Source organism: Kribbella albertanoniae, from assembly GCF_004348455.1.
GTDB classification, from domain to species: Bacteria; Actinomycetota; Actinomycetes; order Propionibacteriales; family Kribbellaceae; genus Kribbella; species Kribbella albertanoniae.
This window is the reverse complement of sequence record NZ_SMKA01000035.1, coordinates 1-22,423: the sequence shown is the minus strand read 5'-3', so window position 1 is coordinate 22,423 and position 22,423 is coordinate 1. Positions and strand designations below refer to the sequence as shown.

Genomic DNA, 22,423 nt, shown 5'->3' with positions numbered 1-22,423 from the left:
CCTAGGGGAGCCATTCCCCGGCCAGAGTGGTGGAACGGCAGACACGCCGGCTTTAGGTGCCGGTGCCCTTGGGTGTGCGGGTTCGAATCCCGTCTCTGGCACAGCTGTCGACTAGTCGAGGCAGAACTCGTTGCCTTCGACGTCCTGCATGTTGATGCAGGACTCGTTGATGCCGTCGGCGTACAGGATCTGGCCTTGTACGGCGCCGAGCGCGACCAGGCGGTCGGACTCGGCCTGTAGTGCGGCGAGCCGCTCGTCGCCGACGAGGCCGGTCCCGGCGCGCACGTCCAGGTGCACACGGTTCTTGACGACCTTCCCCTCCGGGACCCGCTGGAAGAACAACCGTGGTCCCACGCCGGTGGGATCGATGCATGCGAACGCCGACCCCTGGCTCTCCGCCGGGAGCGAGTCGTTGAACTCGGTCCACGACGCGAACCCCGGCGGCGGGGGCGGCACCTCGTAGCCCAGTACCTCGCACCAGAACCGCGCAACCCGCTCAGGATCCGCGCAGTCGAATGTCACCTGAAACTGCCTGACCGTTGCCATCCCCTCAGCTTATTCGCGCCGCCGGTGCATTAGCTTGTCGAAAGTGGACAGCGGGCTTCGTTGCAGGGGTGTAGGGATGCGGGGATGAGCGCATCGGTGAGCGACGCGATCACCAGAGTCCACCGCGAGGAGTGGGCTCGGGTGGTCGCTGGGCTCGTACGGCGGTTCGGGGATCTGGATGTGGCCGAGGAGGCCGCGGCCGAGGCGTTCGCGGTGGCCGTCGAGCGATGGCCGAATGACGGCGTACCGCCTAACCCAGGTGCATGGCTGACGACGACGGCGAACCGGAAGGCCATCGACCGGCTCCGGCGGGAGAGCAAGCGCGACGATCGGCAGAAGGAGGCTCAGATGGCGTACGACGAACCTGTCGAGCCTCTCGGGGTGATCGACGACGAGCGGCTGCGGCTGATCTTCACGTGCTGCCATCCGGCGCTGGCACCGGAGGCGCGGGTGGCGTTGACGTTGCGGATGGTCGGTGGGCTGACCGTGCCGGAGATCGCGCGGGCGTTCCTGGTGCAGGAGACCACGATGGGTCAGCGGATCACCCGGGCGAAGGCGAAGATCAAGGCGGCCAAGATCCCGTACCGGGTGCCGGCCGCGGAGGACCTGCCGACGCGGGTGACCGGCGTACTCGCGGTGCTGTTCCTGGTTTTCAACGAGGGCTACCTGGCGACCGGTCCCGATACTGATCCGGTCCGCGCGGACCTCACGGCCGAGGCGATCCGGCTGGCCCGCCTGATCCGCGGGCTGTTACCGGCCGACGGCGAGGCGGCGGGGTTGCTGGCATTGATGCTGCTGACCGAAGCCCGCCGTACGGCGCGGGTCTCGGCGACCGGGGAATTGGTGCCGCTCGGCGAGCAGAACCGCGGCGCCTGGGATGCCGACCTGATCGCCGAAGGGCACCAACTCGTCCGCGAACGCCTGGCCGCCGGCGTCGCTCCCGGCCGCTACCAGATCCTGGCCGCGGTGAACGCCGTCCACACTTCGGCGCGCGATGTCCGAGACACCGACTGGTCGCAAATCGTCGCGCTCTACAACCAGCTGTTCCGCGTGGACCCCTCACCGATCGTGGCACTCAACCGCGCGATCGCCATGGCCGAGCTGGACGGGCCGGAGGTAGCGCTGGGTGCTATCGACCAACTGGAGCCGACTCTGTCGGGCTATCACGCCTACCACGCGACGCGGGCCGATCTGCTTCGGCGACTGGGTCGCAGCAAGGACTCCCGGGCCGCCTACGACCAGGCGATCGGCCTGGCCGGCAATACGGCCGAAGCCGCTTATCTGACCCGCCGCCGCGATCAACTGGGCTAGCCCGGAAACTATTCAATTCAGGTCGAAACAATCCATCCAAACGCTTGGCCGAATAGCCGCACAGTGATCACGCAATTACCCAGGTGATAACTCCGGCGAGCTTTTGCCGAACAGCGCTTGGCAACATGGTGAAGTTGCAGCGAGGTGCCTGCTCAGACCTAAAAAACATAGCGGTTGTTCTTTATTCTCTTAAGCGTGTCCATCAGCCCCGGTGGACGCAGGGGAGGAACTTCAGTGATGGCTGCGCAATCGACGACCCTCGACGGATTTACCGACCAGTTGTTCAGACGAATACCCAGGGCCGACCAGCGGCGCTGGGCCGAGGTGTACGTGCAGGGCCTCCTCACGACACCGGGCAAGAAGTCGGTACGGCGGATGGCCGCCGCGGTGACCGATTCCGACACTGCCGCGCAGGCCCTGCACCAGTTCGTCAATGCGAGCCCCTGGGAATGGGAGCCCATCCAGACCGAGCTCACCCAGTGGGTCGAGCGGCACACCCGGCCGCGGTGCTGGACCATCGCACCCGTCGTGCTCCCGAAGCGCGGTGGGCAGTCCTGTGGTGTGCACCGCCGGTTCATCCGGCAGACCGGGCGGACCGTCAACTGCCAGATCGGCCTCGGAGCCTTCCTGTCTTCGAACACCGGGGACCTGCCCGTGGCCTGGAACCTGCTGCTCCCCGAGGAATGGTCGGACACCGCGCGGCGCCGGCAGGCCCGCATCCCGGAGAGCGCGACGACAGCCTCGGCGATCCAGAACACCGTCAAGCTGACCAACGGACTGGCCCCGCATGCGGCCGAGGATTCGCTGCCGGTGGTTGCTGACCTGGTCGGCTATCTGGACACATCCGCCATGATTCGCGGACTCGTCGAACGCGGTCACGACTTCGTGGTCGCCGTACCGGACAACCTGCTGCTCCAGCCCGGCAGCCATCTGGCCGCCCGGCAGTGCGCCGAAGGCCCTCCGGTGCGCGCTGCGCAGTTCATCGACGGACGTGCCAGCCACGCCCCGCACCCGTCCGGTCTCGTCTATCTGCCGCGCACCCACACCAGGCCGGGTCTGCAGCGCACCTATCGTCTGTTCGAGCGACCCGCAGACGACCGCGGCCGGTCCGGCGGGCTGTGGCTGACAAACATGACGAACCGGCCCTTCGGTGAACTGCTCGCACTGGTGGACGCGCAGACAACGACAGCGACCACCATCGGCCGCCTGGAACGCGACTTCGGGCTGCGGGACTTCGAGGGACGCTCCTACCCGGGCTGGCATCACCACATGACGCTGGTCTCCACGGCGTACACCTATCAGCAGTTGGCAGTGCGCCAATTGCGTCGCGCCGCCTGACAACACAGCAGGGCCGCGCTCTTCACTACCCGAAGAGCGCGGCCCTGGCTGTTGTCACGGCTTGGTCGTGAACAGGTGCCCGTAGTCGGTGATACCGGCCGCGACGTCAGCGGCGTCAGCAAGATGCAGGGCGTGCCACATGATCACCTGGTTCGCGGTGACCACGTTGAAGCCGAGCTCTTCCTCGAGGGGCTTGATGGTGCCGACGGCGCGAATACCGTTACCAGCAACGAGTACGGCGTCAGGGTGGTGCGCGGCGACCGTGGTGCGGATCCAGGCCGACAGGTTGGTCGGCGTGATCGCCTTCTGATTCGACGGCAGACCGCATGGCGCGTGGTGTACGACGTCGAACCCGAACTCGCGGAAGTAGTCCGCACCCTGTTCCGAAAGGACGTCGTCGAACCACGGCGGATTCACGATCGCGATCTTGCGTGCGCCGAGCGCGTGGAACGCCGTACGAGCGGCTTTGGTCGTTCCCGTGATCGGGAAACCGCGGGTGACGGGAGCGAGCCGTTCGTAGAGCTCCTCTTCCCCCTTCGCCTTCAGCACATAGCTCGACGAGGTGAAGCCGAGCGCGAGGGCGTGCAGCGGACTCGCGGCCACGAGCTCGACGGCCTGGTCCAGGAACGGCGGTTCGACGAACGCGCGGACGGGGTCGTGCGGGATCTTCTCGTCCATCTCGCCGCCGGCCCGCATCGCGGCGAAGTGGATCCGCGATCCGTGAATGGACACGGACGCAGGAGCCATGGCCTGGAGCTCAGCTTCGGGACCGACGTCGGCATGCGGTACGACGACTCCGATCCGGGTGCTGGCATCCCAGCCGTCGAGTGGCGCGTTGCTCATCAGGTCTCCCTACTGTGCTTCCGCGGCGAGGCTGCCGCCGGCGACTGTGCCCGTACCCGAGAGGAAGTTCGGGTGCTTGGCGCGCATGGTGGCGATGACGAAGTCGTACGGGACGTCGTCGAAGCTGCCGTGGTCCTTAAGGAACTCCATCGACCCACCGCCGTCGGCGTACGGGTGGTAGAGGCTGTCGCTGGTGCCGTCGAACTCGAGGGCCTCCATGCCGTACAGCTTGCAGAGCATCTTGTTGAACACCGGCGTGGCCTTGACCCACTTGCCGTTCAGGTGGACCTGGGTGAGGCCGTGGAAGAAGACATCACCACCGATGTGCTCGATCAGCCGCGGGGAGGCCAGGTGGTTGCGCACATCGCCGTACACAAGACGCGACGGGATACCGACGGCGCGGACGGCCGCCGCGTAGACCGCGGACTTGTGCAGGCAGAAGCCGGACTTGGCCCGGACAGTGCTCGAAGCCTTCAAGCCTTCGGGCGACAGGTCGGCGTCGTACACCTCGTAGAAGATCCCGTCGCGTACGGCGTAGTACAGCTCGGTCGCGTTGGTCGTCGGGGCGGCCGAGCGGTCCTTGACGGCGTGGTCGACGAAGGCCTGGACCTCGTCGGTCTCGTAGTCGAGGAACTCGGTCGGCCGGGTCAGCTCGTTCAGGTCAGCAGTCATGGAAACTCCTCAAAGGCCCATCAGAGTGGCGATGCGGTTGCGCTGGATCTCGGAACTGCCGGAGTAGATCGTCCCGGCGATGGAGTTGCGCAGCTCGCGCTCCATCCCGAACTCGGTGAGCACCCCGCGACCGCCATGGATCTGGACAGCGTCAAGGGCCGTTTGCACGTTGGCCTCGGAGACGATGGTCTTGGTGGCAGCCAGATCGAAGGCGGCGTCCTGCCCGGCCTCGACCTTGGCGCCGGTGTCGGTCAGCCACTTGCGGGCGGTCTCGACGCGCATCTTCATGTCCGCGAGCTTGTGCGAGACGGCCTGGTACTTGCCGATCGGCTGCCCGAACTGCGTGCGGGTCTTGGCGAACTCGACGGTCTCCTCCAGCCGGCGGGTCATCTCGCCGAGGGTGAGGGAGAAGCCGAAGAGGACCTCACGCTTCATCACGTAGTCCAGGACCAGGAATCCCGCGCCCTGGGCACCGATCCGGTTGGCCACCGGGACGCGCAGGTCCTCGAACGCGAGCGTGCCGATCGGGCTGGTGCGCAGACCGAGCTTGTCCATCGTCGGTCCGACGGACAGACCCGGCGTACCGGCTTCGACCAGCAGCGTGGTCAGGCCGAACGGGCCCGGCTTGCCGGTGCGGACGTAGAGCAGGAAGAGGTCGGCGATCGGGGCGTTGGTGATGAACATCTTGGTGCCGTTGATGACGTAGTCGTCACCATCGCGATGGGCGACGGTGGACACGTTCGTCGCGTCCGAGCCGCCGGTCTCCTCGGTGATCGCGTGCGCGGTGATCAGGTCACCGGCCATGATCCGCGGGAGGTACCGGGACTTGAGCTCCGGTGTCGCGAACCGCTGCATCGGGATGCCGACGGAGACGATCTGCGTGGACGTGGAGAAGGACAGTCCGGCGTCACGCGACGTGTACCCGAGGCCTTCCAGGGCACGCATGGTCTCGGTCAGGCTGCGACCGCTGCCGCCGAGCTCGGTGTCGAACGGGGTCCGCAGGATCCCGGACTCCTGGATGGCCTTCCACTTGTCCAGCGGAAAGGCACCGGCGGCGTCCGACTCCTGCAGGTCGGCGTTGAGCTGATCTGCCCACGGGGTGGCGAGGTGGAAAAGGTCGTCGTTCAAGAGGTGTCCTCGGGTCGGCTGCGGGGAGCCTGCCGACCGTTGCTTTTGGCAACAGCCGGCAGGCCGGGTGACTCAGTACTGCGAGAAGCCGTCCGCGGACAGCATGTGCTTCTCGTCGCCGTTGATCGGCGGGTTGAACACGGAGATCAGGTGCAGGTCCTCGTCCTCGGAAGCGACCAGGTAGTGCGGGTCGTGCTCGTTGAGGGCGTACATGGTGCCTTCGACGATCTTGTGCCGGGTGCCGTCCTTTTCGACGACCTCACCCGAGCCGCCGATGCAGAAGCAGGCTTCGAGGTGCGCGCGGTACTGCAGCGCGCTGGTGGTACCGCGCCGGACGAGGGTGTCGCAGATGGCAAAGCCCATGCCGTCGGCCTCGGTGAGGACGCGGTAGCTGAGGCCGTTGCCCCACTCGACAGGGGCGATGGTGTCGATGCTGCGCACGATCATGTTCTTGCTTTCTCTTTCTACTGGACGGGTGTGACGGAGTGGGTTTCGATGAGGGCGACGATCGTGTCCAGGCTGCGGAAGTTGTCCGGGCCGAACTCGATGTCGTCGAAGGAGACCTGGTAGGTCTCGGTGAGGTGCGAGATGAGCCGGATCAGCCCGAGGCTGTCGATGACGCCGGAGTCGATCAGCGCGTAGTCACCGGTCAGGTCGGAGGTGTCCTCGCCGGCCAGGTACTCCGCGACCACGTAGGCACGGATCTCGGCGGCAATGTCCTGGCTGTTCACGGGTGGATCTCCTTCAGGCGGTTGCTCTTGATCAGGTTTCGGTCGGGCTTGCCCGTGGAGGTGCGGGGCATCGGGTCGTCCGTGATGTGCACGGACGTGGGAATGGCATGGCGGGGCAGGTGCTGACCTGCATGGGTGCGCAGGCGCAGGCCGGTCAGCGCACTACTGAGGCGCCTGCTGACATGGGCGTGCAGCCGTACGCCGGCCTGTTCGTCGGGCAGCGGTACGACGACTGCCTCGATCACGTCGGGATGCGCGGAGATCACCCGCTCGACCTCCTGCAGGTTGGTGCGCACACCGCGGACCTTCACCTGCCAGTCCGCACGGCCCTGCAGGCTGTACAGACCGTCGTCGTCACGGGTGACGAGGTCGCCGGTGCGGTAGAACGTGCGGCCGTCGATGGTTTCGAAAGCCTCCGTGTTCAAGGCCGTGTTGAGGTAGCCGTCGGTCTGGAAGGGCGTTGCCACCAACAGTTCGCCGTCGCGGATCAAGGCGTCGGTGCCGGCGATGGGGCGGCCGATCGGCATCTTGCCGGTCACCGTGGCCGGGTCGACCTCGTGGATGAACGAGTCGTTGGTTTCCGTGCAGCCGAAGATGTTGTGGAACTTGGCGTTCGGGAAGGCGTCGTGGACCGGTTTGAGCAGCGAATCCGGCACGCTGTCGCCGGTGAAGATCACCTCGCGGACTGGAGCGAACGTCGTACCGGCTTCTGTCAGGAGGCGGTAGAGCATCGGGACGCCCTGGATGAAGGTGACGTCCGTGACCAGGCTTTCGATGTACGGCGCGTCCGTCGCTCGGCCCTGGTCCACCAGCACGACCTGGGCTCCCAGTTGCAGGAAGGTCCAGATGTCGAGGAGCGCGAGGTCGAAGTTGAGGGGCGCGTAGGAGAGCGCAACCTCGTTGTCGGTAAGGGAAAACTCTTGCGTGGCCCAGGCGGCGAAGGCGTCGAAACCGGCGGCCGCGATGGGCACGATCTTCGGCGTACCGGTGGAGCCTGAGGTGGTGAGCAGGAGGCACGTGCGGGCCGGATCCGCTGCTGCGAACCCCGCCGACTCCTGCTCGTTAGCCTGCACCGCGTCCGCGGTCAGGGCATCGATCGCGGTGAGGACATGGGTGGCGCGGGCCTGCTGCGCCAGGCGGGCCAGTGCGGCCGCGCCGAGATCGGGTGACGGAGCCAGTACGACGAGGCCCTCGAGGAACGCGGCGAGCAGCAGCGCGATGGTCTCCGGTGACTTGTGCGCCGGGACGCAGATCGTGCTTCCGGCCGGCAGGTTCAGCTCCAGCAGGCTCTGCCGGAAGGTCTGCGTGAGCTCGCCCAGTTCGCCGTACGAGACGGTGCGGTCAGCGGAGACCAGGGCGGTTTCGTGGGGTCGTAGGTGGCCGTGAACGGCGACGGCTTCGGCCAGGCAGGGCGATGGCACGGCGGAATTCCTCGCAGTAGGGAGAACTCTGGACGCGCACACCACTCGGTCGAGTGTTCGAATCCGGTGGCGGCGATCCCGAAGGTATCCCGCGAGGTACATGCTTGGTCAAGCATCTACTTGGCGAAGTAGTAGTGAGCAGGATCATTGGTGCTTGTGCGGGCAAACAAAAACCCCCGCGACGCCATCGGGCGCAGCGGGGGTCGGGCGTGCCGGGCTAGGAGGTGCGCAGCGCTTGAACCGTGGGGCCCAGGTCAGGGTCGGCGGCGAAAGCGTTGAGGGCGGCCGAGAGGACCTCGACATAGGTGGCATGGGCTGACTGATAGCGCTTGCGGCCCTCGTCGGTGATGACCGCGTAGACGCCTCGCTTGTCCGACGGGCAGAGGTCCTTGAAGGCGAAGCCGGCCGCCTCCAAACGCCCTACCAGGCGGGTGATCGACGACTGGCCGAGACCTACTTTGTCGGCGAGATCCTGCATCCGCAGCTCACTGGTCTCGGACCCGACGAGGTGCTCGAGCGACCGGTACTCCGACAGGCCGATAGCGTGCCGGCTCTGCAGGGCGGCGGCGAGCTCGCGCTCGACCTGGGCGTGCAGTGTGAGCACGCGATCCCAGGCGCTGCGGTCAGATGTGCGCACGGGCGCCAGCTGCGAGGTTGTCATGGAGCGCGGTCCTCCTCGGTTGATTCTTGAATCAGAGTACATGCTCGTGCAACCTCTCGGGGTTTCCCTTGCTCAAGTGTTTGGCGTACAGTCTGGGCCAGACGCTTGCATGTACAAGCAATTCTACGGAGGACTCCTCATGCACTGGCTCCTACTCGGCATCGCCGTCGTCTTCGAGGTCGTGGTCGCGATCGCGGCCGGCAAGGCCGAAGGCTTCAAGAACCGCAAGTGGACGATCATCACCCTCGTCAGTGGTGCGTTCGGCACCTTCTTCCTCAGCCGGGCGCTGCTGACCTTCAACGTCGGCGTCGGCTACGCCCTGTGGACCTCGATCTCCGGGATCGGCATCACCGTGCTCGGCGTCCTGGTGTTCGGCCAGAAGCTGAGCTGGCGCAAGGGCCTGGGCATCGCCGCGATCATCGCCGGCGTCGTCGGGCTGCAGCTCAGCGGCGCAGCGTAAACCCACCCTCCCGTAACGAAAGGAACTCCGCAGATGTCCTCGACGTCCCCCTCCGCTGCCAAGTCCTGGCTGATGCTCCTGCTCGCCGGTGCGTTCGAAATCGGCTACGCGCTGTCCGTCGGCGGCAGCCACGGATTCACCCGACTGACCTGGTCCCTGGTCGCTGTCGTCTTCTTCCTGCTGACCCTGTGGGCGCTGAGCGCCGCACTGCGCACCATCGAGGTGGGGATCGGTTATGCGGTCTGGGCAGGAATCGGCGCGGCCGGCGCGGCAGCGCTCGGCCCGGTCTTCTTCGACCAGAGCCTCACCGTCGTCCAGTCCCTGTGGCTCGGCCTCATCGTCCTCGGTGTCATCTGGCTCAAGCTCGCCGACAAGTTCGACGCCCCCAAGACCCCAGTCGAGCAGCCTGCGCAGGAGCCCGCCGGCGTCTGAACGGCCCCACCGACGCACCCGGAGCGGCAACTCGCTCCCGTCCGAGCCGACGGGCCGCTCCGGGTGTTCACCCTCCTCTTCCCCCCAAAGGACCTGCGCCTGATGCCTACTGACCCTCTCGACCACCTGACTCCTCACATCGAGGAGGCCGTCCGGATCAGCAGCAGCCACGTCGCCGAAGGCGGTATCCCGTTCTCCGGCATCGTCGTCCGCGACGGCCACGTCCTGGGGACCGGTTTCAACCGCGTCCTCGAGGACGACGACCCGACCGCGCACGCCGAGGTCGTCGCCCTGCGCGCCGCCGCCAAGAAGTCCGGCCGGTTCGGCGTCGCGGGAGCCACCCTGATCGCGTCCGGTGAGCCCTGCGCCCTGTGCTACATGGCCGCGCTCTACTTCAACATCGAGCACATCGTGTACGCCGCCGACCGCAAGACCGCCGAGGCGTACGGCTTCAACTACTCCAGCTCGTACTCGATCTTCGCCAGTGACCCCACCACCTGGCCGATCCAGGTGACGCACGCCCCGATCGAGGGCCACGAGGCGCCGTTCGAAGAGTTCATGTCGGTGAGGAAAGGTGCCCAGCGATGACTGACAAGGTCAAGATCAAGATCTTCTCCGACTACGTCTGCCCCTTCTGCATGCTCGCCGAAGGCCCGATCGAGGAAGCGACGAAGGATCTGTACGTCGACATCGAGTGGATGCCGTTCGAGCTCCGCCCGCACCCGCACCCCACCCTGCGCCCCGAGGACGAGTACCTGCCCGCCATCTGGGCCCGAGCCGTCTACCCGATGGCCCGCCAGCTGGGCGTAGACATCACCCTCCCCACTGTCTCCCCCCAGCCCTACACCCACCTGGCCTTCGAGGGTTACCAGTACGCCGCCGCCCACGACAAGGGAACCGAGTACACCCACCGCATGTTCCGCGCCTTCTTCCAAGAAGACCAGGACCTCGGCGACCCCGCCGTACTCGAGTCGCTAGCTTCAGAGATCGGCCTCGACGGCCCCGATTTCCGCAAGGCCCTCGACAACCGCACCTACCAGGCCAAGCACGAAGAAGCCCTCCGCGAAGCCCAGGCCCACCAGATCCAGTCGGTCCCCACCATCGTGGTCGGCAACACCCGCATCGAAGGCGTCCCCACCCCCTTCGAACTCCGCAAAGCCATCCTCGACACCCAGGCCGAGCAGCAGGTAGCCGCCGCCTTCGGAGGCTCCTGCAGCATCGACGGCTGCTAGTCGAGGGTTTTGAGGTACGCCGTTCCGCGGGGGGACAGCTCGTAGCCGGTTTCGAGGCTGTGGGTCAGGCCGAGGTTCTTGAGTTTGCGGACGTCGAGTTTGAAGGGGGCGGTTTCGCGGCCGAGATCGGCGGCGAGGTCGCCTGCTCGGGTGGCCGGCTTGGACTGGATGAGGCGGAGGGTCTGGGTGGTCCAGGGGCCGTGCGGGTTGGCGGCGTCGAAGCGGGCCAGGCGGTCGGTGAGGTCGGCGATGTCCTCGTCCGACAGGTCTGTCTGGGCGGCCAGCTCTTCGCGGGGGTCGGGGCCTTTGACCAGGTGGAAGCGGATCAGGAAGGTCGGCCAGGACTCGTCGCCGCGGAGGCGGCGGAGGATGTCGCCGGCGTTGCTGCGGTCGGCGAGGGCCACGTCGGGGTCGTTGTCGGCGATCAGCGCGGGGTTGATCTGGCTGATGCTGTCGATCTGGATCCGGCCGGCGTTGGTGCGGTAGATCCGGCCCTCGACCACGCGGGGCTCGGACCAGCGGCGGTAGGCCGAGGTGATCCAGCCGTCCTCGACGCCTTCCTTGTCACGTCCTGCGAACAACATGCGCTAGGCCCCCAATGCTTTCGCGACGATCGGAGCCAGGGCGCGCAGGGCCTTCCCGCGGTGGCTGATCGCGTCCTTCTCTTCGATCGACAGCTCGGCCGTGGTCCGGTCGTAGCCGTCGGCCTGGAACAGTACGTCGTACCCGAAACCGCCGGTACCGCGGACCTCGTGGATCACCGAGCCGCGCATCTCACCGAGCACCAGCTCGTCGGCCGCGCCCTTCCGCACGAAGGCGACAGCCGCGACGAACGACGCACCCCGCCGCTCGTCCGGGACATCCTCGAGCTGACCCAGCAGGAGCTGGTTGTTCGCGTCGTTGTCCTTGGCTGGGCCGGACCAGCGGGCGGACAGTACGCCGGGCATGCCGTTCAGCGCGTCGACGCAGATCCCGCTGTCGTCGGCGATCGACGGCAGCCCGGTCGCGGCCAGCGCGGCGTGCGCCTTGAGCAGCGCGTTGCCCTCGAAGGTCGGCTCGGTCTCCGGCGGCTCCGGGTACGGCGGTACGTCGGCCAGCCCGAGCACCTCGATCCCCGGCACGATCGGCGTCAGGATCCGGCGCAGCTCCACGAGCTTCTTCTTGTTGTTCGAGGCAAGTAAAACCTTGGTCATCCCAGGGCCTCCTGCTGCAGCTTCGTCAGGTCAGCACAACCGGCAAGACCCAGCGAGAGCAGGCTGTCCAGCTCGGCGCGGTCGAAGGGTGCGCCCTCGGCGGTGCCCTGGACCTCGATGAACTTGCCGTCGCCGGTGATCACCAGGTTCATGTCAGTCTCGGCCCGGACGTCTTCCTCGTAGCAAAGGTCGAGCATCGGGGCGCCGTCGATGATCCCGACCGACACCGCGGAGACGGTCCCGGTCAGCGGCTCACTCTTCAGCAGCTTGCGGTCACGCAGGTACGACACCGCGTCCGCGAGCGCGACGTACGCGCCGGTGATCGCCGCCGTACGGGTCCCGCCGTCGGCCTGGAGTACGTCGCAGTCCAGCAGGATGGTGTTCTCGCCGAGCGCCTTGTAGTCGATCACCGCACGCAGCGAACGCCCGATCAGCCGCGAGATCTCGTGCGTCCGGCCACCGATCCGGCCCTTCACGGACTCGCGGTCCGAGCGCGTGTTCGTCGACCGCGGCAGCATCGCGTACTCCGCGCTGACCCAGCCCAGCCCGGAACCCTTCCGCCACCGCGGCACACCCTCGGTCACACTCGCCGCACACAGCACCCGCGTCTTGCCGAACTCCACCAGCACCGACCCTTCGGCGTGGTCGAGCCACTTCCGCGTCAGGGTTACCGGGCGAAGCTGGTCAGGGGTACGTCCGTCGATGCGAGCCATGAGTTCAACCCTAAGCCTCCAGGCGCTGGACCTCCGCATTGGTCAACGCACCTGACGCCGGGCGTCGCTGAGACAGGGCCATCCGGGCCGCGAACGGGAGCAGGTCGCCGGCCCGGCGGCCCAGCCACGGGACGCCCTCCTTCACCATCCAGACGGTGTCCGCCCACTTGGTCGGCGGTTTGTAGGCACAATCGAGATTCGGCGGTACGTCGATCCGCACGCCCCGCCGGGTCAGTTCGTCGGCGAACATCCGGGCGAGTTTGCGGTGCCCACGCTCCCCCGGATGCATCCGGTCGATGCTCCAGAAGTCGCGCCGGTACACCTCGGGGTAATCGGCCATGTCGAGCCGGATCCCGCCGTACCGGCTGTGCAGGTCGTCGTACGCGAGGTTGACCTGCTCGATCCGCTGCCACAGCGGCCGGCCCATCCACTTCGGCAGGCCGAAGATCTTGGCGTGGTCATGGAACCGGACGGTGAGCAGCAGCGCGCCGCGCGCGGTCAGCTCCTCGGCGCATACGTGCAGGTGGTCGCGGACGCGGCCCGGGTCGAAGGTGGACCGCAGGGTGTCGTTGATCCCGACGATCAGCGAGGCGAGGTCGATCGGGCCGCTGCCGATCTCGGGAAGCTGTTGGGTCGCGACCAGATCGCTGGTCGCGCCACTGGTCGCGAAGTTGGAGAACGTCACACGGTGGGAGCTGCCCAACGAGTCAGCGAGCAGCGAGGCCCAGCCCCGCCACCCTTCGCCCGGGCGCGCGCCGGCACCGGAAAGGTCGGTCGTACTGCTGCCGTTCATCGGGTCCCCGACACCAACGGTGGTCGAGTCCCCGAGTGCCACGTAGTGGAGGCTCACATTCCGTCATGGTGGCGACACGGGGCGAGGTGCCGCTGTCGGCTGGGTGACCAGGAAGGCAATTCCATACAGAGGACAGGTGATTGAAGGACAGAACTGCTCGGAGTTAGGGTGATTCAAACAACTATGTGCAGGAGTTGCTGGCTGATGACTGATCTTCGACTCGGCGTGGTGGGACTCGGCGCCCGGAGCTACCTCGCGGGACACGCCCATCTTCCCGGGCAGGGCAGCGCGATCGTCGCCGTCGCCGACCCGGTCGCCGCGCAGCGGGACCTGGCCCTGGAGAAGTACCCCGAGGCGACCGCGTACGCCGATCACACCGAGCTGCTGGACCAGAAGCTCGACGGCGTCTTCCTGACCACCCCGGACGACCTGCACGAGGGTCCGGCGATCGATTTTCTCACGGCCGGCGTCCCGGTCTTCGTGGAGAAGCCGCTGGCGATCACCACCGAGGGTTGCGACCGCGTCCTGCAGGCGGCCTACGAGTCCGGCGCGCGGCTGTACGTCGGTCACAACATGCGCCACATGCCCGTCGTACAGACCATGCGGCAGCTGATCCAGGACGGCACCATCGGCGAGGTGAAGGCGATCTGGTGCCGGCACTTCGTCGGTCACGGTGGCGACTTCTACTTCAAGGACTGGCACGCCGACCGCCGCCGGACCACCGGCCTGCTGCTGCAGAAGGGGGCCCATGACATCGACGTGATGCACTGGCTGGCGAACGGGTACACCCGGCGCGTCAACGCGATGGGCGCGCTCACCCTGTACGGCGGGATCGAGGACCGGCTCGACCGGACCGGCCAGCGGTTCTCCGACTTCGTCAGCTCGGACAACTGGCCGCCGCTGGAGCAGAAGGGGCTCGCCCCGGTGATGGACGTCGAGGACCTCTCGATGGCGAATCTCCTGCTGGACAACGGGGTTTTCGTCACCTACGAGCAGTGCCACTACACGCCGGACTACTGGCGCAATTACACGGTGATCGGCACCCACGGCCGCCTGGAGAACTTCGGCGACACCGCGGGCGGCGTGGTCAAGGTCTGGAACAGCCGTCGCTCCGGCTACCGCGAGGACGCCGACCTGGTCGTCGAGATCGCCGGCGAGAGCGACCACCACGGCGGCGCCGACCCGCACCTGGTCAACGAGTTCCTGAACTTCGTCCGGGACGGCGGTACAACGTTGACCTCCCCGGTCGCTGCCCGCGCCGCAGTAGCCGCCGGCGTCGCCGCCACGACGTCCCTACGCTCGGACGGCGTACCGGTCGACGTACCGGCCTTGGACCCGGCGCTGGTCAGCTATTTCGACGGCGGACAGGTGCGCTAACATCGACGACGTGACCCGGTACGCCGCGATGCGAATGCTGAGCCCTCGATCAGGAGGACCAGCGGCGTAGGCACGTGTGCTTGCAGCGAGAGGCCTCCTTGTCGGGGGCCTCTTTCTTATGTCTGCAACCACACTCCAGGAGACCTCGCATGTACCCGATCACCTACCTGACCGACTGTGTCGGCGGGAACGCCCGCGCTCGCCTCAGCACCCGCATCGGCGCCCTCTTCGGCCAGTCCCCCACGATCATCGCTCTCGACGGTCCCGATCCCGAGGCGTTCGCCGGCCTCACCTTGCTCGACTGTCTGAGATCGACGGAATCCCTCGGCGGGCCCGGCCACCCGACCATCACGCTGCTCAACCTCGCGCCGCGCGACGGTCATTGGCCGAACGGGGTTCCGTTCTGCTTCTTCTGGTACGGCGAGCATCTCGTGGCGAGCACGTTCACCCCGCGGGCGCTTGACCTGGTACGGCGGGAGCTCGGGATCACCGAGGTCCAGGTGACCGATATCGCCGAGGTGCTGGCGGCGCTCGACTTCGACCCGATCGAGGCGGAGCGGATCATCACCACGCAGTTCCGCAGCCTCTGGTACTTGCCGCTGCTCGCAAGATGGGTGGTCGACGGCCGTGCGGTTCCTTCCAGCCTGACTGCGATTCCGGAGGTGCCGGATGACGGCCCGATCGTGAGCGTCATCGACAACTTCGGCAACTGCAAGTTCAACTGTCCGCCGGATGAGCTCACCCTCGGCCCGTCGGTGCGGGTTGCTCGGCGCGGTGCCGACGGCAGCACCGAGTACGTCGAGGTCAGTCGCTATCCGCATTTGACCGCCGTACCGCGGAACACTGCCGGCCTGATCCCGGGAAGCTCTGGAACGGGCTTCGCGGAACTGGTCATCCGGGGCGGCTCGGCCGCGGCGGAGTTCGGCTTGCAGGTGGGTGACGCCCCGATACCAGCCCGGCAAGCCGTCGGAGCGGCCTGCTAGCCGGCGGTCCGGTGGGGCAAGGAGTTCCGCAGGGCCCGCTAGCCCGGATCGCGGACCGGCAGGCCATCACAATCGGCCGAATCGCCGCCGCCCAGGCGTGGGCCCGGCGTGCGCACGCAATTGTGATGGCCTGGGCGTCCGGCCCAACCGGGTTCTCGGCCTGGTAGACAGCTGGTATGGCGGCGCAGCTTCGGATCGATCATCGGCAGGCGGTTCGGTATCGGTTGGCGGTCAATCGCCTCGGTGAGCGGTTGGCGGCTGGGGGTTATGTGGAGGCGGCGCGGTTCGGGTTGCAGGACACGGCGCCTCGGGATGCGCTGGTTGGGCTGCATGCGCGGGTGGCGGAGTGCGAGCCGTCGGCTTGGGAGGCGCCGGGGCTGGTGCAGACGTACAGTCCGCGGGCGGCGGTGTACGTGCTGCCGGAGGCGGACTTCGGCGTGTTTACGATCGGGCGGATGCCGCTTGATCCTGCCGAGCAGCGGTCTGTGGCGGAGCTGGCTGAGCGGATCTGCGGGGAGTTCGCGGGGGCTGAGCGGCGGCATGGGCATCCGGAGTTGCGGGGTGCGTGCGCTACTGGGCGGGTGGTGCTGCGGTGGACGACCAGTGCGTTGTATGCGCGGGAGGTGCCGGCCCCGGAGATCGACTTTCGGGAGGCTCATTTGGAGTTGTGTCGGCGGCACGTGCGTGCGTTCGGGCCGACGACTGCGGAGACGTTCGGGTGGTGGGCCGGGCTGTCACGGCCGGATGCGCGGACAGTGTGGAGCTGGCTGGAGCACGAGCTGCTGCCCGTTGAGCTAGAGGGGCGGGCCGCGGCGATTCTGGCTTCCGACGAGGACGTCGTACGGGCAGCGCCTGCTGTGAGCGGTGCGCGGTTTCTGGTGGCTTCGGATCTGAGGTTGTTCGGGGCTGACCGGTACGGGTTGTTCGCGGGGCCTGGGCAGAAGTCGCGGATCGAGCTGAACGACTGGCATCACCCGCACGGCCTGATGCTCGACGGGCAGATCCGCGGAGCCTGGGGACGGCGGCAGGGGGCGATCGAGCTGCGGGTCGCGGGTCCGCTCTCAGCGGCTGAACGGGCTGAGGTTGAGGCGGAGGCGCTGTCGATGCCGATCCCTGGGGCGACGATGTCGGTCAGGGTGTCTTGAGGACCACGGAGCGGAGGATCTCGCGGACGGCTTCGGGCTGCTCGCGCCACGGTGAGTGACCGGCGTCCGGGATCAGATGGAACGACGGTTGCTGGGCGTGTTCGGCCAGAGCCTGTACGGCGGAGTGCGGGCGCGGGTCGCCTTCGCCGTGGATGAACGTGATCGGCGCGGGGATCGCGGCGACGTCGTCGGATTTGCGGCTGTCCGGCCAGCTGTTGATTTCGTTGCTCAGGGCGCGGTTCACGGTCCAGCTGATCGGCAGGTCGACGGACGCGTCCTCCAGGGCCCACTCCATCGCGCGCTCGGGATCCGCGAAATCGGGGAACCACGCCAGCACCCGGAACTCGATCTCCTCCTCGCGTGTCCGGGGACGCCCACCAAGGTCGTCCAGGCGAGCGGCCTGCTCCGGGGTCATCCGGCTCTCGCGGACGACACGGTCGCCCGCCCGCCAGTCACCGATGCCGACACCGTCGAGGTAGACCACTCCGGCCACGCGATCGGGGTACGCGGCCGCATAGGTGATGGCCAGGGTGGCTCCGAAGGAGTGGCCGATGACAACGATCTTCTCGTGGCCCCAATACTCCCGCAGTTCGTCGATGTCCTGGGCCGATCGCGCCATCGACAGTTCGTCGGACGCGCCGGACCGCCCGCAGCCCCGCTGGTCGAAGCGGTGCACGACGGTCAGGTCGTCGATCATCTGCGCGAGCCGCGCGTGGTCGTCCCATGTACCCGGACCACCGTGCAAGATGATCACCGGCGCGGCGGCAGAGGTCGCCGTACCGGTTGTTGCTGTCCACAACGGGACGTTGTCAGATGTCGAAAACTGCATGGGGCGTCGCAACCTCGATCGGTCCCGGGAAGGTGCGGCGAGCGTTCTCCGCCTGGGTCACCCGGTTGTACCACGGTGGGACGTGCGTGATCACGAGCTTTTTCACACCGGCCTTCTTGGCATGTTCGCCGGCGTCGGACGGGGTCAGGTGCAGGTCGGTCGGGTTGTTCGGATTCTCGTCCTGCAAGGCCGCTTCGGACAGCAGCAGGTCGGCACCACGGGCGAGCTCGATCAGTGCGTCGTTCGGCCCGGTGTCTCCGGTATACACCAGCACCTTGCCGCCGTACTCGACTCTGATCGCGTACGCCGGGACCGGGTGCACCATCGGTGCGGTCCGGACCGTGAACGGGCCGATCTGCTGAACGTCCTGCCAGGTATGGAAATCCAGCTCTTCCTCCATCCCTGGATCGAGTGGGAGGTCATAGGCCAGGGCCATCCGCTCCGCCGCACCGGCCGGAGCGAACACGGGGATGCGGGGAATCGGTGAACCCGGTGCGTACTTCGCCGCGACATAGAGGCCGCACAGGTCCATACAGTGGTCAGGATGCAAGTGGGACAGGCCGATCGCGCCGATCTGCGGGACGGCGATGTGCCGCTGGAGCGATCCGAGTGCACCACTGCCGAGATCGAGGACCAGGTGGAAGTCCTCGGCAGTGACCAGATAGCTCGAGGCGGCCGAGTCCGGCCCGGGGACGGACCCGGAGCAGCCGAGCACGGTGAGCTTCATATCTTGAAGATTACCGGCGGGTTGCCGGCTTCGCAGGGAAACTCGTCGCGTCGCGGAACAGCTGATCGAGTTGCCTGGCAATGATTTCGCGCACATCACGGGCAGATCTGGTGCCATGGACAACATCCAGCGCGAGCCCGGCGACGGCGGAGACCAGCACATCCGCGGTCGAGGTGACATGGACGCCGGGGCGCAGTTCGCCTTGCTCTTCGGCGTACCGCAGGACGAGGGCGACGAAGTCCTCCAGCGACCGATCACCGCTCAGGAAGACGGCTGCCAGCGCTGGGTCGGTGAGACTCCGCGTGTAGTAGCCGGCCAGGGCGCGCAGGCTCAGCCGCCGGTGCGCGTCCAGCGGCAGGAACTCGTCCAGAATCGCGCGTAGCAAGGCTTTCGGGTCGGTCAGGTCGGCTTGTATACGTCCGGCGGCGAGCTGTTCGTTGGTGCGATGCAACAACTCCAGCGAGTCCACGAGCAGCTGGTGCTTGGTTCCGAAGTGATATTGCACAACGCGCACCGACACCCCGGCCGCGGCCGCCACCGACCGCATGCTGACTGCATGCAGCCCTTGCTCGGCCGCGATCCGCCACACCACCTGGGCGATCTCGGTACGACGCTCCGCCCGGCGACTGCTCTCCGGCACCTCGACCGGCCGCACCGGTCCGCGGCGCGCCCGGTACGCCCTGGCCTGGCACGCCCGCGAGCAGTAGACCGGCCGCCGGCCAGTTCGCGAAGGCCGGCTCAGCGGCTGTCCGCAGACCCGGCAGGTTTCATCACGCACAGGCTCAGTCTATTCGTGACGTAATGGCAGATTTCAAGACTAAAGTCGCACGATCCCGTTGGTACGGTCGTATCCATGGACGAGGGAATGTATCGACTGGTGATGGTGACGGTGGGCTTCTTCGGGATCTGGGAGGGAGGTCGCGCGCGGGCCGACGCCTAACTAGCGAACCCAGGCGAACTGGTCTACCCCGGAGAGCACCGGGCCGAGGAAGCGGGAGCCGATCACCTCGAACTCGGACGGGGTGCCGGTCGTGACGAAACGGTGCTTGGGCTCGGCCAGCGAGTCGGACCGGAGCAGACCGGTCTTCGTGAGGACGCCGTACACATCCTTGGCGCATTCCTCGGCGCTGCTGACCAGGGTCACGGCGTCGCCGACGACGTACTGGATCACGCCGGTGAGCAGCGGGTAGTGCGTGCAGCCGAGGATGAGCGTGTCGACGCCGGCTTCAACCAGCGGATCGAGGTACTCGTGGGCGGCCTCGAGCAGCTCCGGGCCGGACGTCACGCCGGACTCGACGAAGTCGACGAACTTGGGGCAGGGCCGCGTGATCAGCTCAACCTGCGGCGCCGCGGCGAACGCATCGTCGTACGCGAGCGACTGCGCGGTGGCGCGCGTGCAGATCACGCCGACCTTCTGATTGCGCGTCGCGGCAACGGCCCGCCGGGCGGCCGGGAGGATCACCTCGACCACCGGTACGTCGTACCGCTCGCGGGCGTCGCGGAGCATCGCGGCGCTGGCCGAGTTGCAGGCGATGACCAGCATCTTCACGCCGGCCTCGACCAAATGGTCCAGACACTCCAGCGCATACTCACGAACCTCGGCGATCGGCTTCGGTCCGTAAGGCTGCCGCGCGGTGTCACCGAGATACAGGATCGGCTCATGCGGCAACTGATCCAGCACCGCGCGAGCGACAGTCAGACCGCCGAACCCCGAATCGAAGATCCCCACCGGCGCATCTGTCACGCCGCACATTCTATCGGGGACGCGCCGACGGTCCCCCGGCGCCCGTAACCAGGGCCGGATTCGGGTCGTTCTAGATGACACCCCGTCCCAACTCCAGAAACGACACGCCGAACCTTGTCCACATCTTTACGTTATGCAATTGCCAACCGACGTGATCCGCGCCACTCTGGGTCGATGTTCGTCTTACCGCCCAACGTGATGCCATGAAGGTGGCGCACCACATCGCGGTGCTGCTGAGCACCGCCGGACCGAATCCGCACCCTGACCAGGTGGCCGCCTCCGGGCAGGCCGCGAATCAGGTTGCCGAACCCAACAGCACGGCCGCAGACATCGCGGCGTCCCTCGGGACGACCGGGATCCTGTTGCTGTTGCTGATGGCGACGTTCTTCATGTACGTCGTCTCGCTGTCGCTGCACCCGAATGCCAAGTGCAATCGCTGCAAGGGCGCCGGTCGTCATCACGGCGGCATCTTCAGCTACGCACAACGTCCCTGCTCGAGTTGCAAGGGGCGTGGCGTGCATCCCCGCATCGGCCGCCGGATCCTGTTCAAATCCTCATGACATAACGACTTCTCAGGCCCAGAGCTGACCCTCGAGGCGGTCCTCCGCCTCGTCGATCGTGCCCTCGTAGGCGCCCGTCGACAGGTACTTCCAGCCGCCGTCGGGGACCACGAAGGCGATATCAGCTCGCTGTCCGTCACGCACGCACTTGGCCGCCTGGCCGAGCGCGGCGTGCAGGATCGCGCCGGTCGAGACGCCGGCGAAGATGCCCTCGTTGTCGAGCAGCTCGCGGACCCGCCGGACGGCGTCCCGCGGGCCGACCGAGAACCGCGCGTCGATCAGGGTCGCGTCGTACAGCTCCGGGACGAAGCCTTCCTCGAGATTGCGCAGACCGTAGACGAGCTCGCCGTACCGCGGCTCGGCGGCGACGATCCGGACGTCCGGCTTGTGCTCACGGAAGAAGCGGCCGGCACCCATCAGCGTGCCGGTCGTGCCGAGGCCCGCGACGAAGTGCGTCACCGACGGGAGGTCTTCGAGGATCTCGCGGGCGGTGCCGTCGTAGTGGGCGGCCGCGTTCGAGGGATTGCCGTACTGGTAGAGCATCACCCAGTCCGGGTGCTCCGCGGCGACCTGCTTGGCCACCCGGACCGCCTCGTTCGAGCCGCCGGCAGCCGGGGACGAGATGATCTCGACGCCCCACATCCGCAGGATCTGCCGGCGCTCCTCGGAGGTGTTCTCCGGCATCACGCAGACCATCCGGTAGCCGCGCAGCTTGGCCGCCATCGCCAGTGAGATCCCGGTGTTGCCCGAGGTCGGCTCCAGGATCGTGTTGCCCGGCCGCAGCCGACCGTCCTTCTCCGCGTCCAGCAGCATCCGCAGCGCCGCCCGGTCCTTGATCGAACCGGTCGGGTTGTGGTCCTCCAGCTTGGCCCACAACCGGACGTCGGCCGACGGCGACAGCTTCGGCAGGCCGACCAGCGGCGTGCCTCCGACCGAGTCGAGCAGGCTGTCGAAACGCATCGTCAGCCGCCGGCCACCGCAGGCAGGACCACGACCACGTCGCCGTCCTTCACCCCGGTCTGCAGCCCACCGGTGAACCGGACGTCCTCGTCGTTCACGTACACGTTCACGAACCGGCGCAGCTCCTCCGGCTCACCCTCGACGATCCGCTCCTTGAGGCCCGGGTGGTCGCCGTTCACGTTGTCGATGAACTCGGCCAGCGTGCCGCCGTCGCCGTTGACCGCCTTCTTGCCATCCGTGAAGGTCCGCAGAATGGTCGGGACGCGAAGCTCGATCGCCATCTCAGTTGTCTCCCAGTTCGCTGCTGTCTAAGTCGGTGTAGGACGCCACGATCTTCACTTCTTCTTCGGTGACCACGCCGTCGACGATCCGGTACGACCGGAACTCCACCGGCCCGTCGTAGCTCTGCTGCTCGGCCCCGTCCCGGGTCGAGACGATCACGTAGTGCGAGTTCGGCTCCTCGGCCCGGGCGATGTCCGTCCGCGACGGATACGCCTCGGTCGCCGTGTGCGAGTGGTACGTCACCACGATCTCCTCGTCCCGCTCCCACAGGTCCTTGTGCACCTTGAGCAGGTCCTCGGACGAGAACTCGTAGTACGTCGGCGACATCGCCGAGTTAGGCAC

At 67.2% G+C, this 22,423-nt stretch carries 29 protein-coding genes and 1 tRNA gene; 11 read left to right on the top strand and 19 right to left on the bottom strand.

The annotated features are described in order from the left end of the window. The first annotated feature begins 20 nt into the window (after positions 1-20). Positions 21-101 (top strand) — tRNA-Leu (locus E1261_RS11325). A gap of 10 nt (positions 102-111) precedes the next feature. Here E1261_RS11325 and E1261_RS11320 read toward each other — a convergent pair. After that, positions 112-546 carry a VOC family protein gene (locus E1261_RS11320; protein ID WP_132405607.1) on the bottom strand — a complete coding sequence of 145 codons (435 nt, stop codon included), beginning with the start codon at positions 544-546 and terminating at the stop codon, positions 112-114. An 84-nt stretch (positions 547-630) separates the two neighbouring features. On the opposite strand from E1261_RS11320, the gene E1261_RS11315 reads away from it, so the two are divergent. Together E1261_RS11315 and E1261_RS11310 are read left to right on the top strand one after the other, a co-directional pair. Beyond that, positions 631-1,857 (top strand): RNA polymerase sigma factor, encoded by a 1,227-nt coding sequence (locus E1261_RS11315; RefSeq protein WP_132405605.1) that lies wholly within the window; start codon positions 631-633, stop codon positions 1,855-1,857. Between the two features lie 237 nt (positions 1,858-2,094). Then, a complete protein-coding gene (locus tag E1261_RS11310) occupies positions 2,095-3,195 on the top strand; it encodes an IS701 family transposase (protein ID WP_132405603.1) in 1,101 nt (366 codons plus the stop codon). Positions 3,196-3,249: 54 nt separating this feature from the next. On the opposite strand, the gene E1261_RS11305 is transcribed toward E1261_RS11310, so the two are convergent. The 7 genes from E1261_RS11305 to E1261_RS11275 form a co-directional block, all read right to left on the bottom strand. Continuing rightward, complete coding sequence (locus E1261_RS11305; RefSeq protein WP_132405601.1) at positions 3,250-4,038, bottom strand: maleate cis-trans isomerase family protein; 789 nt, start codon at positions 4,036-4,038, stop codon at positions 3,250-3,252. A gap of 9 nt (positions 4,039-4,047) precedes the next feature. After that, entirely contained in the window at positions 4,048-4,710 is a 663-nt protein-coding gene (locus tag E1261_RS11300) for a transglutaminase domain-containing protein (RefSeq protein WP_132405599.1), read from the bottom strand. A gap of 9 nt (positions 4,711-4,719) precedes the next feature. After that, positions 4,720-5,838, bottom strand: coding sequence for an acyl-CoA dehydrogenase family protein (locus E1261_RS11295; protein ID WP_132405597.1), 1,119 nt, complete (start codon positions 5,836-5,838; stop codon positions 4,720-4,722). A gap of 72 nt (positions 5,839-5,910) precedes the next feature. Continuing rightward, complete coding sequence (locus E1261_RS11290) at positions 5,911-6,285, bottom strand: ectoine synthase (protein WP_132405595.1); 375 nt, start codon at positions 6,283-6,285, stop codon at positions 5,911-5,913. A 17-nt stretch (positions 6,286-6,302) separates the two neighbouring features. After that, complete coding sequence (locus E1261_RS11285) at positions 6,303-6,569, bottom strand: acyl carrier protein (RefSeq protein WP_132405593.1); 267 nt, start codon at positions 6,567-6,569, stop codon at positions 6,303-6,305. Further along, positions 6,566-7,990 (bottom strand): AMP-binding protein, encoded by a 1,425-nt coding sequence (locus tag E1261_RS11280; protein ID WP_132405591.1) that lies wholly within the window; start codon positions 7,988-7,990, stop codon positions 6,566-6,568. The genes E1261_RS11285 and E1261_RS11280 overlap by 4 nt, the downstream gene beginning before the upstream one ends. A 217-nt stretch (positions 7,991-8,207) precedes the next feature. Continuing rightward, positions 8,208-8,651, bottom strand: coding sequence for a MarR family winged helix-turn-helix transcriptional regulator (locus E1261_RS11275; RefSeq protein WP_132405589.1), 444 nt, complete (start codon positions 8,649-8,651; stop codon positions 8,208-8,210). Positions 8,652-8,790: 139 nt separating this feature from the next. On the opposite strand from E1261_RS11275, the gene E1261_RS11270 reads away from it, so the two are divergent. From E1261_RS11270 to E1261_RS11255, 4 genes are all read left to right on the top strand, one after another. Beyond that, the gene (locus tag E1261_RS11270; protein ID WP_132405587.1) at positions 8,791-9,111 is read left to right on the top strand and encodes a DMT family transporter; all 321 of its coding nucleotides are present in this window, start codon (positions 8,791-8,793) and stop codon (positions 9,109-9,111) included. Positions 9,112-9,144: 33 nt separating this feature from the next. Continuing rightward, on the top strand, positions 9,145-9,543 hold the full coding sequence (locus E1261_RS11265) for a DMT family transporter (protein WP_132405585.1): 399 nt from the start codon (positions 9,145-9,147) through the stop codon (positions 9,541-9,543). A 102-nt stretch (positions 9,544-9,645) separates the two neighbouring features. Beyond that, entirely contained in the window at positions 9,646-10,131 is a 486-nt protein-coding gene (locus E1261_RS11260) for a nucleoside deaminase (RefSeq protein WP_132405583.1), read from the top strand. Then, complete coding sequence (locus tag E1261_RS11255) at positions 10,128-10,775, top strand: DsbA family oxidoreductase (protein WP_132405581.1); 648 nt, start codon at positions 10,128-10,130, stop codon at positions 10,773-10,775. The genes E1261_RS11260 and E1261_RS11255 overlap by 4 nt, the downstream gene beginning before the upstream one ends. Here E1261_RS11255 and E1261_RS11250 read toward each other — a convergent pair. From E1261_RS11250 to E1261_RS11235, 4 genes are read right to left on the bottom strand one after another with little or no spacing between them, the layout of a single operon-like run. Continuing rightward, positions 10,772-11,359, bottom strand: coding sequence for a hypothetical protein (locus E1261_RS11250; RefSeq protein ID WP_132405579.1), 588 nt, complete (start codon positions 11,357-11,359; stop codon positions 10,772-10,774). The genes E1261_RS11255 and E1261_RS11250 overlap by 4 nt on opposite strands. Before the next feature lie 3 nt (positions 11,360-11,362). After that, positions 11,363-11,968 carry an RdgB/HAM1 family non-canonical purine NTP pyrophosphatase gene (gene rdgB, locus E1261_RS11245; RefSeq protein ID WP_132405577.1) on the bottom strand — a complete coding sequence of 202 codons (606 nt, stop codon included), beginning with the start codon at positions 11,966-11,968 and terminating at the stop codon, positions 11,363-11,365. Further along, entirely contained in the window at positions 11,965-12,681 is a 717-nt protein-coding gene (gene rph, locus E1261_RS11240; RefSeq protein ID WP_132405575.1) for a ribonuclease PH, read from the bottom strand. Before rph ends, rdgB begins: the two co-directional genes overlap by 4 nt. A gap of 10 nt (positions 12,682-12,691) precedes the next feature. Beyond that, complete coding sequence (locus E1261_RS11235; RefSeq protein WP_132405573.1) at positions 12,692-13,531, bottom strand: SGNH/GDSL hydrolase family protein; 840 nt, start codon at positions 13,529-13,531, stop codon at positions 12,692-12,694. Between the two features lie 147 nt (positions 13,532-13,678). Between E1261_RS11235 and E1261_RS11230 the strand changes: the two genes are divergently transcribed. From E1261_RS11230 to E1261_RS11220, 3 genes are all read left to right on the top strand, one after another. Then, positions 13,679-14,851 carry a Gfo/Idh/MocA family protein gene (locus E1261_RS11230; RefSeq protein WP_132405571.1) on the top strand — a complete coding sequence of 391 codons (1,173 nt, stop codon included), beginning with the start codon at positions 13,679-13,681 and terminating at the stop codon, positions 14,849-14,851. A 149-nt stretch (positions 14,852-15,000) separates the two neighbouring features. Beyond that, a complete protein-coding gene (locus E1261_RS11225; protein WP_132405569.1) occupies positions 15,001-15,834 on the top strand; it encodes an SAM hydroxide adenosyltransferase in 834 nt (277 codons plus the stop codon). Positions 15,835-16,010: 176 nt separating this feature from the next. After that, the gene (locus tag E1261_RS11220) at positions 16,011-16,979 is read left to right on the top strand and encodes a DNA glycosylase AlkZ-like family protein (RefSeq protein WP_132405567.1); all 969 of its coding nucleotides are present in this window, start codon (positions 16,011-16,013) and stop codon (positions 16,977-16,979) included. On the opposite strand, the gene E1261_RS11215 is transcribed toward E1261_RS11220, so the two are convergent. The 4 genes from E1261_RS11215 to murI form a co-directional block, all read right to left on the bottom strand. Further along, the gene (locus tag E1261_RS11215) at positions 16,966-17,808 is read right to left on the bottom strand and encodes an alpha/beta fold hydrolase (RefSeq protein WP_132405565.1); all 843 of its coding nucleotides are present in this window, start codon (positions 17,806-17,808) and stop codon (positions 16,966-16,968) included. The genes E1261_RS11220 and E1261_RS11215 overlap by 14 nt on opposite strands. Further along, positions 17,789-18,535: an MBL fold metallo-hydrolase gene (locus E1261_RS11210; RefSeq protein ID WP_132405563.1), complete on the bottom strand. Its 747-nt coding sequence runs from the start codon at positions 18,533-18,535 to the stop codon at positions 17,789-17,791. The genes E1261_RS11215 and E1261_RS11210 overlap by 20 nt, the downstream gene beginning before the upstream one ends. Before the next feature lie 10 nt (positions 18,536-18,545). Further along, the gene (locus E1261_RS11205) at positions 18,546-19,313 is read right to left on the bottom strand and encodes a TetR/AcrR family transcriptional regulator (protein WP_132405561.1); all 768 of its coding nucleotides are present in this window, start codon (positions 19,311-19,313) and stop codon (positions 18,546-18,548) included. 162 nt (positions 19,314-19,475) lie between these two features. Then, a complete protein-coding gene (gene murI / locus E1261_RS11200) occupies positions 19,476-20,288 on the bottom strand; it encodes a glutamate racemase (RefSeq protein ID WP_132405559.1) in 813 nt (270 codons plus the stop codon). A 194-nt stretch (positions 20,289-20,482) separates the two neighbouring features. Here murI and E1261_RS11195 point away from each other — a divergent pair, with 194 nt between their 5' ends. Further along, positions 20,483-20,839 carry a hypothetical protein gene (locus E1261_RS11195; protein WP_132405557.1) on the top strand — a complete coding sequence of 119 codons (357 nt, stop codon included), beginning with the start codon at positions 20,483-20,485 and terminating at the stop codon, positions 20,837-20,839. A 12-nt stretch (positions 20,840-20,851) separates the two neighbouring features. Here the strand turns inward: E1261_RS11195 and E1261_RS11190 are convergent, their stop codons facing one another. The 3 genes from E1261_RS11190 to E1261_RS11180 all read right to left on the bottom strand — a co-directional run. Next, a complete protein-coding gene (locus E1261_RS11190) occupies positions 20,852-21,799 on the bottom strand; it encodes a PLP-dependent cysteine synthase family protein (RefSeq protein WP_132405555.1) in 948 nt (315 codons plus the stop codon). Positions 21,800-21,801: 2 nt separating this feature from the next. Beyond that, positions 21,802-22,080 carry a MoaD/ThiS family protein gene (locus tag E1261_RS11185; protein WP_132405553.1) on the bottom strand — a complete coding sequence of 93 codons (279 nt, stop codon included), beginning with the start codon at positions 22,078-22,080 and terminating at the stop codon, positions 21,802-21,804. 1 nt (position 22,081) lies between these two features. After that, on the bottom strand, positions 22,082-22,423 hold a 342-nt coding region (locus E1261_RS11180), incomplete at its 5' end, for a M67 family metallopeptidase (protein WP_132405551.1).

Coding starts and splice junctions, on each gene's coding strand:
- rph (WP_132405575.1), bottom strand. CDS start 12,681: ATGGCTCGCATCGACGGACGTACCCCTGACCAGCTTCGCCCGGTAACC.
- rdgB (WP_132405577.1), bottom strand. CDS start 11,968: ATGACCAAGGTTTTACTTGCCTCGAACAACAAGAAGAAGCTCGTGGAG.
- E1261_RS11185 (WP_132405553.1), bottom strand. CDS start 22,080: ATGGCGATCGAGCTTCGCGTCCCGACCATTCTGCGGACCTTCACGGAT.
- E1261_RS11190 (WP_132405555.1), bottom strand. CDS start 21,799: ATGCGTTTCGACAGCCTGCTCGACTCGGTCGGAGGCACGCCGCTGGTC.
- E1261_RS11270 (WP_132405587.1), top strand. CDS start 8,791: ATGCACTGGCTCCTACTCGGCATCGCCGTCGTCTTCGAGGTCGTGGTC.
- E1261_RS11300 (WP_132405599.1), bottom strand. CDS start 4,710: ATGACTGCTGACCTGAACGAGCTGACCCGGCCGACCGAGTTCCTCGAC.
- E1261_RS11315 (WP_132405605.1), top strand. CDS start 631: ATGAGCGCATCGGTGAGCGACGCGATCACCAGAGTCCACCGCGAGGAG.
- E1261_RS11210 (WP_132405563.1), bottom strand. CDS start 18,535: ATGAAGCTCACCGTGCTCGGCTGCTCCGGGTCCGTCCCCGGGCCGGAC.
- E1261_RS11275 (WP_132405589.1), bottom strand. CDS start 8,651: ATGACAACCTCGCAGCTGGCGCCCGTGCGCACATCTGACCGCAGCGCC.
- E1261_RS11250 (WP_132405579.1), bottom strand. CDS start 11,359: ATGTTGTTCGCAGGACGTGACAAGGAAGGCGTCGAGGACGGCTGGATC.
- murI (WP_132405559.1), bottom strand. CDS start 20,288: ATGTGCGGCGTGACAGATGCGCCGGTGGGGATCTTCGATTCGGGGTTC.
- E1261_RS11290 (WP_132405595.1), bottom strand. CDS start 6,285: ATGATCGTGCGCAGCATCGACACCATCGCCCCTGTCGAGTGGGGCAAC.
- E1261_RS11220 (WP_132405567.1), top strand. CDS start 16,011: ATGGCGGCGCAGCTTCGGATCGATCATCGGCAGGCGGTTCGGTATCGG.
- E1261_RS11260 (WP_132405583.1), top strand. CDS start 9,646: ATGCCTACTGACCCTCTCGACCACCTGACTCCTCACATCGAGGAGGCC.
- E1261_RS11215 (WP_132405565.1), bottom strand. CDS start 17,808: ATGCAGTTTTCGACATCTGACAACGTCCCGTTGTGGACAGCAACAACC.
- E1261_RS11195 (WP_132405557.1), top strand. CDS start 20,483: ATGAAGGTGGCGCACCACATCGCGGTGCTGCTGAGCACCGCCGGACCG.
- E1261_RS11230 (WP_132405571.1), top strand. CDS start 13,679: ATGACTGATCTTCGACTCGGCGTGGTGGGACTCGGCGCCCGGAGCTAC.
- E1261_RS11320 (WP_132405607.1), bottom strand. CDS start 546: ATGGCAACGGTCAGGCAGTTTCAGGTGACATTCGACTGCGCGGATCCT.
- E1261_RS11255 (WP_132405581.1), top strand. CDS start 10,128: ATGACTGACAAGGTCAAGATCAAGATCTTCTCCGACTACGTCTGCCCC.
- E1261_RS11265 (WP_132405585.1), top strand. CDS start 9,145: ATGTCCTCGACGTCCCCCTCCGCTGCCAAGTCCTGGCTGATGCTCCTG.
- E1261_RS11225 (WP_132405569.1), top strand. CDS start 15,001: ATGTACCCGATCACCTACCTGACCGACTGTGTCGGCGGGAACGCCCGC.
- E1261_RS11305 (WP_132405601.1), bottom strand. CDS start 4,038: ATGAGCAACGCGCCACTCGACGGCTGGGATGCCAGCACCCGGATCGGA.
- E1261_RS11310 (WP_132405603.1), top strand. CDS start 2,095: ATGGCTGCGCAATCGACGACCCTCGACGGATTTACCGACCAGTTGTTC.